Source organism: Sphingomonas sp. Leaf25, from assembly GCF_001421635.1.
In the GTDB taxonomy this organism is placed as follows: domain Bacteria; phylum Pseudomonadota; class Alphaproteobacteria; order Sphingomonadales; family Sphingomonadaceae; genus Sphingomonas.
In genome coordinates this window covers 358,972-366,230 of record NZ_LMKU01000012.1, presented here as the reverse complement: position 1 = coordinate 366,230, position 7,259 = coordinate 358,972, and the positions used below count along the sequence as shown (strand labels likewise).

Sequence of the window (7,259 nt, the reverse complement as noted above, 5' to 3'; positions counted from 1 at the left end):
GGGGGGGAGGAGTATGCCCCGCCGCCGCCGTGACGAAAAGTTCATGCGGCGCTCACCGCCCCGCCGCTCCCCACCGCCTAAGCGCCGATCCGATGCAACAGGGACACCGGCGTTGAGCAAACCCATCTTCTTCGATCCGACCGGGCGGCGTGGCGTTCGGGCACGGCGCGGCGTCGCGCTGCTAATCCTCGCCGTGGTGCTGGCGGCGATCGCCTTTGCCACGACCTTGGTCGTGACGCCGCGCTCGCTCGGGCTGCCGCTGCCGTTCGCCAGGCGGCATGGCGAGGCGTTCGCGCCACGCGACGACCGGCTTGCGCGCCCCGACCGCTGGCTGCCGCGCCGCGCCGTGCCCTCGCCCGACACGCCGCAGACGATCGGCTTCTACGCGCCCGACACCGACGGCGGCATCGCCTCGCTGCGCGCCCATGCCCGCCAGCTCGACTGGGTCGTGCCCGCGCTGGTCACGGTCGACGGCACGCAGCCCCACCCGATCGCCGACCGCCAGCTCGACCAGTTCCTCGCCACCACCCCCCATGCGCCGAAGCTGGTGCCGATGGTCCAGAACATCATGCGTGACGGCTGGGACGGCACCGGTGCCGCCGCGATGCTCGCCGACCGGACCAAGCAACAGACGCTCATCGCCGCGCTCGCCACCTATGTGCGGCAACGGCATGCCGGCGGCCTCGTGATGGATTACGAGAGCATGCCCGCCGCCGCCGTCGCGCGCTATCCCGCGTTCCTCGCCCGGCTGCATGCGGCGTTGCCTAAGGGCGCCGAACTCGCCGTCACCGCGCCGGCGGGCGACGCCGACTGGAACCTCGCCGCGCTGGCCAAGGTCAGCGACCGGGTGATGCTGATGGCCTATGACGAGCATTGGGAAAGCGGCAGCGCCGGGCCGATCGCCTCGCAGCCATGGTTTCTGGCCCAGGTCGAAGCGGCCATCGCCAAGGTCGGCCGCGACAAGCTGACCGTGGCGCTCGGCAGCTATGCCTATGACTGGCACGGGCGAACGGCCGACGCGCTGTCGATCGAGGAAGCATGGCTCGCCGCGCAGGATGCCGGTGCGGCCGTCGGCTTCGACCGCACCAGCGGCAACGCCGGCTTCGCCTATGACGACGAGGATGGCGCGCATCACCAGATCTGGATGCTCGACGCGGTGACGAGCTGGAACGAGATGGCGGCGCTGCGCCGGCTCGGGATCGACGACGTGGCGCTGTGGCGGCTCGGCAGCGAGGACGCCGGCTTCTGGAACGACCTCGCCGCGTTCCGCACGCCCGCAAAGGTGCCCCGGCTCGAAGCGCCGCACACCGCGCTCAACGTCGATGTCGAGGGCAGCGGCGAAATCCTCAAGATCACCGCCCGCCCGACTGAGGGCCAGCGCGCGCTGACCTTCACCCCGCAGGGCGTCATCGCGAACGAGGACTATCGCCGCCTGCCGACCCCCTATGTCGTCCAGCGCGCCGGTGCCGCCGATCCAAAAGCGATCGCGCTGACCTTCGACGACGGCCCCGACCCCACCTGGACCCCGCCGATCCTCGACGTTCTGGAAAAAGCCAAGGTTCCCGGTAGCTTCTTCGTGGTTGGTGAGAATGCGCTCGAACATCCCGGCCTTCTGCAACGGATGGTCCGCGACGGCGACGAGATCGGCAACCACAGCTACACCCACCCCAATCTCGCCACCACCGGCGAGCGCACGACGAAACTGGAGCTGAACGCCACCCAGCGGCTGATCGAGGCCTATACCGGCCGCTCGACCACGCTGTTCCGCGCGCCCTATTTCGGCGACGCCGAACCGACGACGATGGACGAGATCGCGCCCGCGCTGCTGGCGCAGGACCTCGGCTACACCGTGGTCGGGCTGCATATCGATCCCAACGACTGGCAGCGGCCCGGCACCGACGCGATCGTGACCCAGGTCGTGAACCAGATCGCCGCCGCCACGGCGGAGAATTCGGGCAACGTCGTGCTGCTCCATGACGGCGGCGGCGACCGTGCGCAGACGGTGGCGGCGCTCCCGCAGATCATCGCCACGCTGAAGGCACGCGGCTATCACTTCGTCACCGCCTCGCAACTGGTCGGCGTGCCGCAGGCGGTGGCGATGCCCAAGGTGCAGGGCCGCGACCTGCTGGCGGTGCGCACCGACGTCGCGATCTTCATCGTGCTGGCGATCCTCTCGATCGTGCTGGCATGGCTGTTCTATCTCGCCATCGCGCTCGGCATCGCCCGCGCGGTGCTGCTCGCCGGGCTAGCGTGGTTCCAGGCGCGGCGCGAACGCCCGGTGCCGCCGGTGTATCGACCCACCGTCTCGGTCATCATCCCCGCTTATAACGAGGAACGGGTGATCGCCGATTCGGTCGCGCGCGTGCTGGCCAGCGACTATCCGGGGCTACAGGTCATCGTCGTCGACGACGGGTCGAAGGACGCGACCAGCGCGGTGGTGCGCGACCGTTTCGCCGGCGATCCCCGCGTCACGCTCCTGACGCTCGTCAACGGCGGCAAGGCGGCAGCACTCAACCGCGCGCTCCGGGATGCGACCGGAGAAGTCATCATCGCGCTCGATGCCGATACCCAGTTCGAGACCGAGACGATCGCGCGGCTGGCGCGCTGGTTCGCCGATTCCAGGCTCGGCGCGGTCGCCGGCGATGCGCGCGTCGGCAACCGGGTGAACCTCGTCACCCGCTGGCAGGCGGTCGAATATATCACCGCGCAGAACCTCGAACGCCGCGCGCTCGCCGGCTTCGACGCGATGACGGTGGTGCCGGGCGCGGTCGGCGCATGGCGGCGTGCGGCGCTCGATGCGGTCGGCGGCTATCCGGAGGATACGCTGGCCGAGGATCAGGACCTGACCATCGCGATCCAGCGTGCCGGCTGGCGCGTCACCTATGATCCCCGCGCGGTCGCGTGGACCGAAGCGCCCGAAAGCTTCAGGGCGCTTGCCAAGCAGCGCTACCGCTGGGCGTTCGGCACGCTGCAATGCCTGTGGAAGCACCGCGCTATCCTGCGGACCGGCAAGCCCGCCGGCCTCGCCCGGATCGGCTTGCCGCAGGCTTGGCTGTTCCAGATCGCGTTCGCCGCCATATCGCCGCTGATCGACCTCGCGCTGCTGCTCTCGATCACCGGCACCATCGTCCGCGTTCTCCAGCACGGCTGGGCGCAGACCAGCGGCGACGTCGGCACGATGGGGCTCTACTGGCTGGCATTCACCGCGATCGACGTGGCGTGCGGCTGGATCGCCTATCGCCTCGACGGCAACCGCACGCGCTACCCCGCGCATCTGCTGGTCGCGCAGCGGCTGGTGTACCGCCAGATCATGTACTGGGTGGTGCTGCGCGCCATCGCCTCGGCGATCGGCGGGTTCGTCGTCGGCTGGGGCAAGCTGGAACGCAGCGGCCGGGTGGCGGCGGCGTGAGGGCGGGTGTGAAAACGCACGGCTGCGGGTTTGAAGGATCGACATTCAGTCGGCCGTGACGCCAGCAAAGACCACCTCCGTCACCCCGGACTTGTTCCGGGGTCCACCGTGCGGCAATCGAGGCCGATCGAGGCACTTGCGACAGCTTGCGCAGCTAGGTGGACCCCGGAACAAGTCCGGGGTGACGAAGGTAGGGGTGGTGTTTTCGACTATGGACTGCACCGGAATAGCCGAATGTCGATCAGCCCCAAAATCTCACACGTTCGCGCGTTTCCAGACAGAATTTCAAAACGGCAGTTTCAGCCGCACCATCATCCGGTTGCTGACCACGCCGGGCGCCACCGTCGCCTGTTCCACCTCGGCGGCGGCACGCAGGTCGCCGACCACGCCGGTCTCCGCCTTCACCGTGTCGTCAAAGCGGGTCGGATCGACGGGGCGCAACCGGTAGCGTTCCTGCCGCACGTCGCCGCAGACAAGGATCTCGTCGTCAGAAACTGCCCCGCGACAGCGCGCCGGCGGCAACAACGGCGTCAGCTCGATCCGCCCGGGCGGCACCGCCACCGCCTGAACCAGCGACCATGCCCAGAACATCCGCCCCGCCTCCCCGTCGCCCAAGACGATGCCGGCGGATTGCGGCGCGACGACGGCAGGGCCGCTTCAGCGCACAGGCTCGGCCCCCAGCCGGTCGAGCCACGCCTGCGCCTGCTTCGGCTCGCCCACCGCCTGCGGGCCGACCGGTCCGCGCGACCGCAGGAACTGTTGTTGCAGCTCGAACGCCGGCAGGCCCAGTTGCTCGCGCGCCGCGTCGATCGCGTCGCCGATCTCGGCCAGATGGTCGATGACGGGGGCGGTCGCCGCGCGTACCCGGCGATCCGCCTGATGATCGAACAGCCCCGCTTTCCCGGCGGCCGTTACCCGCAGCGCCGCGATCAATGCCGCTGCATAGTCGGCTTCGAGTTCGATGCGGCGATCGTCGAGCCGGGCGAGACGTTGTGCTTTGGCCATGGCCGGGTCGTACCGCGCGGCAACGGGGCCGGCAACCGCCGCTACCGTTTCGCGTCGATCAGCACCGCTTGCTGCCACTTGCCCGGTGCCTTGTCGGTGCGGTGGATACAGCCGGGCCAGCAACACGGCCGCTGCTTGCCCTCCCGCAACGATTCGACCGTCCGCCCGATCCGCCGCTGACGGGTCGCGGCCTGCTTGGCATCCTCGATCCAGCACAGGAACTCGTTGCGCCCGATCGGCGTCAGCGCCTGCCACCGCGCGAACACCGCCGGGTCGCCCTCGATCGCGGTCCGCACGTCCGCTGCCGCATCATGCACCAGTCCCTGCGCGAAGCCTTCGCCCATGCTATCGTCCGATCGTCAGGCGCACCGCCAGCCCCGGCGCGGCATCCGCCAGTTCGAGCGTACCGCCATGCAAATGCGCCACAGCCGCCACCAGCGACAGTCCCAGTCCCGCCCCGCTTTCGTGCCGCGCGGCATCCAGCCGCCCGAACCGGCGCAGCGCCTCCGCTCGCCGCGCCGGCGCGATCCCCGGCCCTTCGTCACGCACGACGATCGCGACCGCCGCAGCCGTTTCCTCGACCGACAGCCGGATCGTTCCCGCACCATATTTCAAAGCGTTATCGATCATATTTGCCACCGCCTGTCCGATCATCTCGCGATGCGCCGGCACGACCATAGCCGGCGAGGGCACCATCGCGATCGCCATCCCCCGATCCTCGGCCAGCGGCTCGAACAGTTCCGCAAGTTCCTCCAGCATCGCAGCCAGATCGGTAGCAACGAACGCCTCGCGCCCGATCCCCGCCTCCGCCCGCGTGATCCGAAGCGCGGTGTCGAGCATGCCGAGCAACCGCTCGCCCTCGTCCATCGCGCGCAGCACCGCCAGCCGCCCCTCCTCGCTATCGGCGGCGGCCAGCGCGCGTTCCAGCGTGGCGCGCAGCCGCGTGAGCGGGGAGCGCAGGTCGTGCGCCAGCGCGTCGGTCGCCAGCTTCAGTTCGCCGACCAGCGCGGCGATCCGGTCGAGCATCGCGTTGACCGAGCGCGCCAGCGCCTCGAACGCATCGTCGCCGCCGCTCAAGGCCACCCGCCGGTTCAGGTCGCCCGCCGCCACCGCCGCCACCGTATCGACGGTCCGCTCCAGCCGCTGGGCGATGATCCGCGCCGCGACCCATCCGGCAAGCCCCGCCAGCAGCAGCGCGACCGCCATCGCCGCGCCCATCGCCGCCTCCAACGCGCCGACGAACGCCAGCTCGCCCTCGATCACATGGCCGGTCAGCAGCCGCGTCCCGTCCGACAGGTCGGTGCCGATCACCCGCATCCGTTCGGGCCGGTCGCGGTCGACGCGGAAGATCTCGATCGTGGTCGGCGGCCCCGCCACCACATCGGGCGGCCATGCCGCGACATTGCCCGCCAGCACCCGTCCGCCGGGCGCGGTCAGCAGCACCACCGACTGCGGCCGGTCGCTCCGGTCGAGCCGTGCCAGCGCCGCGCGCGCCGCGCCGGCCTGTCCCCCCGCCGCCCATGCGTCGAGCAACTGCCCGCGCAGCCGTTCAGCCTCCCCGGTCGCGGCCTGCGTCAACCGGTCGGCGGTGATCTGCCGCACCACCAGCAGCGTGACCCCGGCCCCGGCCAGTTGCAGCGCGAAGACCAGCGCGGCGAAGCGCAGCGTGGCCGATCGCACCCAGCGGCGCGTCAGGGCTCGATCCCCAGCTTGTAGCCCGATCCGCGCACCGTATGCAGCAGCCGGCGGGCCTGCCCGTCGTCGATCTTGCGGCGCAGCCGGCTGATATGCACGTCGGTCACGTTGCTGCCCGGATCGAAGTGATAATCCCACACCCCCTCCAGCAACATCGTGCGCGTCACCACCTGTCCGGCATGGCGCAGCAGATATTCGAGCAGCCGGAATTCGCGCGGTTGCAGGTCGATGCCCACGCCGCCACGCTTCACCCGCCGCGCGAGCAGGTCCATCTCGAGGTCGTCGCACGTCAGCTTCGTCTCGGCGACCGGGGTGCCCGGCGCGGCGCGGCGCGCGAGCAGCGTCACCCGCGCCAGCAATTCGGCGAAGACGAACGGCTTGGTCAGATAATCGTCGGCGCCCGACGTCAGCCCGGCGACCCTGTCGTCAGGCGATCCCATCGCCGACAGGATCAGAACGGGCGTCGTCACGCCGCCCGCACGCATCGCCGCGATCGCCGCCATCCCGTCCATCTGCGGCAGCATCCGGTCCATCACGATGCAGTCGTAGCCGCCGTCGATCGCATGGAACAACCCGTCGCGCCCGGTGCCGGCGCGATCGACCACATGGCCCGCCTCGGTGAGCCCCTTGGCGATGTAGCCGGCGGTATCGTCGTCGTCCTCGACCACCAATAGTTTCACGCACCACCTCCGCCGCCGTGCAGTAGCAGCGTGCGGGCCTGCCCGTCACCCCTCGGCCTGACGTGCAGCACCGCATGGGTCCCATGCGCCGCCGCCGCCAGCCGCGCGACGCCGGGATGGGCCACGCCGTCGACCCCATCGACCACGTCGCCGACGCGCAGGCCCGCCCCTTGCGCCGCGCCGCCGCTGCGCAGGCTGGTGACGACCAGGCCCGCCGCATCGACCTGCCCCGCAAAGGTCGCCCCGCCGATCGCGATCGATCGCGGCCCGTCGACCATCGCCGTCGCCACGCCGGCCACGGCAACCACGGCGACGCCCAGTATCCGCGCGATCGACATCGAAACATTTCCTTTCGCCGCCACCATGGCCCACGGCGCTTTGCGACGGCATGGCGGACACATGACGATCCTGTAACCGGCCCGGAAACCCGTTTGAAATTCGCGAAAGCGCGAGTTTCGCGGCGGTGCCGG

General features: G+C 70.3%; 7 protein-coding genes. 1 reads left to right on the top strand and 6 read right to left on the bottom strand.

Annotated elements, in window-relative coordinates:
* Positions 1-112: 112 nt before the first annotated feature.
* Positions 113-3,409, top strand: coding sequence for a glycosyltransferase (locus ASE78_RS06315; protein ID WP_056494629.1), 3,297 nt, complete (start codon positions 113-115; stop codon positions 3,407-3,409).
* A gap of 285 nt (positions 3,410-3,694) precedes the next feature.
* Here the strand turns inward: ASE78_RS06315 and ASE78_RS06310 are convergent, their stop codons facing one another.
* The 6 genes from ASE78_RS06310 to ASE78_RS06285 are packed head-to-tail and all read right to left on the bottom strand — an operon-like array spanning position 3,695 to position 7,127.
* Positions 3,695-4,024, bottom strand: coding sequence for a hypothetical protein (locus ASE78_RS06310; RefSeq protein ID WP_156351306.1), 330 nt, complete (start codon positions 4,022-4,024; stop codon positions 3,695-3,697).
* Between the two features lie 42 nt (positions 4,025-4,066).
* Entirely contained in the window at positions 4,067-4,414 is a 348-nt protein-coding gene (locus ASE78_RS06305; protein WP_056494624.1) for a hypothetical protein, read from the bottom strand.
* Between the two features lie 41 nt (positions 4,415-4,455).
* Positions 4,456-4,758, bottom strand: coding sequence for a YdeI/OmpD-associated family protein (locus ASE78_RS06300; protein WP_056494621.1), 303 nt, complete (start codon positions 4,756-4,758; stop codon positions 4,456-4,458).
* A gap of 1 nt (position 4,759) precedes the next feature.
* Positions 4,760-6,094 carry an ATP-binding protein gene (locus ASE78_RS06295; protein WP_235514892.1) on the bottom strand — a complete coding sequence of 445 codons (1,335 nt, stop codon included), beginning with the start codon at positions 6,092-6,094 and terminating at the stop codon, positions 4,760-4,762.
* Between the two features lie 11 nt (positions 6,095-6,105).
* Entirely contained in the window at positions 6,106-6,789 is a 684-nt protein-coding gene (locus ASE78_RS06290; protein ID WP_055756478.1) for a response regulator transcription factor, read from the bottom strand.
* A complete protein-coding gene (locus tag ASE78_RS06285; protein WP_156351305.1) occupies positions 6,786-7,127 on the bottom strand; it encodes a PDZ domain-containing protein in 342 nt (113 codons plus the stop codon). Before ASE78_RS06285 ends, ASE78_RS06290 begins: the two co-directional genes overlap by 4 nt.
* Positions 7,128-7,259: the final 132 nt, after the last annotated feature.